The sequence below is a fragment of the Limnospira sp. PMC 1279.21 genome (genome assembly GCF_032349615.1).
GTDB classification, from domain to species: Bacteria; Cyanobacteriota; Cyanobacteriia; order Cyanobacteriales; family Microcoleaceae; genus Limnospira; species Limnospira fusiformis.
In genome coordinates, this window is sequence record NZ_JARPLU010000405.1 from 1 (window position 1) to 1,232 (window position 1,232).

General features: G+C 46.3%; 2 protein-coding genes and 1 pseudogene. 1 reads left to right on the forward strand and 2 read right to left on the reverse strand.

Going from position 1 to position 1,232, the window contains the following annotated elements:
- Positions 1 to 66 precede the first annotated feature (66 nt).
- Entirely contained in the window at positions 67 to 1,056 is a 990-nt protein-coding gene (gene moaA, locus P5683_RS24990) for a GTP 3',8-cyclase MoaA (protein ID WP_008052103.1), read from the reverse strand.
- A 29-nt stretch (positions 1,057 to 1,085) separates the two neighbouring features.
- Between moaA and P5683_RS26635 the strand changes: the two genes are divergently transcribed.
- Positions 1,086 to 1,157: a hypothetical protein gene (locus tag P5683_RS26635; RefSeq protein WP_369076470.1), complete on the forward strand. Its 72-nt coding sequence runs from the start codon at positions 1,086 to 1,088 to the stop codon at positions 1,155 to 1,157.
- 5 nt (positions 1,158 to 1,162) lie between these two features.
- On the opposite strand, the pseudogene P5683_RS24995 reads toward P5683_RS26635, so the two are convergent.
- Positions 1,163 to 1,232 (reverse strand): annotated as a pseudogene (locus P5683_RS24995) (transposase); the annotation flags it as partial.

The window sequence follows — 1,232 nt, forward strand, 5'->3', positions numbered from 1 at the left end:
CTATCGTTGCATTGTCCGGGAACAACCGGAAAAATGTCGCGTAAATGTATCAGAATATCAATTCCATTAACCACCAATTTGCGACATCGTGCGGCTGTATCCGTTGGGGGTTCCTGTGTCCCTGTCCTTAAAATTGATTTCCGGTTTTATACCTAGTAAATCCCTAACCTGTTTTTGTAGGTCCTCCACCGTAACACCCGACCGCAAAGCCGTTTTGAGGTCGATCTGACCTGTTTCGTTGAGTAAACAAGGCCTTAACCAACCATCCGCTGATAGGCGCATTCGGTTACAGCGATCGCAAAAACATTCCGACATTTGGCTGATAAATCCTAGGGTTCCCTTAGCGCCCGGAATTTTAAAAACATCTGCGGGTCCGTTCCCTCGCACCTGGGATTCTGCTAAACCCCAACGACCCCGAATTTGCTCTCTCAACGTTTCCGAAGCTACCCAACCGCGATCGCCAAATAACTGGCCATTGCCAATAGGCATAAATTCGATAAACCGAACGTGCCAATCTCGGTCTATCGTTAACCCCGCTAAATCTAGGATTTCATGGTCATTTACCCCCGGAATTACCACCACATTCAGCTTCAGTGGGTTGAACCCTACCCGATAAGCCGATTGAATTCCATCCCAAACCTGTCGCCAGCGATCGCGCCCACGATTACCAATAATTTGATTAAAAATCTCAGGATCTAGAGAGTCTAAGCTAATATTAATCCGCCTTAAACCTGCCTGGTAAAGAGATTCTGCCATCGGGGATAGCAAAAAACCATTAGTCGTCATTGATAGATCCTCCGTTTCTGGAAATCCCGCGATTTTTGACACTAATTCCGTTACCCCAGGACGCAGCAACGGTTCACCCCCCGTTAGACGAAACCTAGTGAACCCCACCGGGATAAAAACTTCCCTCAGCAGTTTCAGCAGTTCCCCGTTGGTCAGTAAGTTCATCTCTAGGATATAGTCAATTTCCGCACCCTCCGGCATACAATACTGGCATCGAAAGTTACACCGATCTATTAGGCTCACTCGAAGATAATCAACAACATTATTCATCTGGTTTTTGCTAACTTTTAAATTTGACCTTGCTCTACGCCCTAGATGCTAACACCGGAAACGAACGCTGGCGCTTCAGAACAGAAAATTGGATTGGCTGATACATTTACGCGACATTTATCCGGTTGTTCCCGGACAATGCAACGATAGCACTATTACCCGTTAAGGTAACAGAA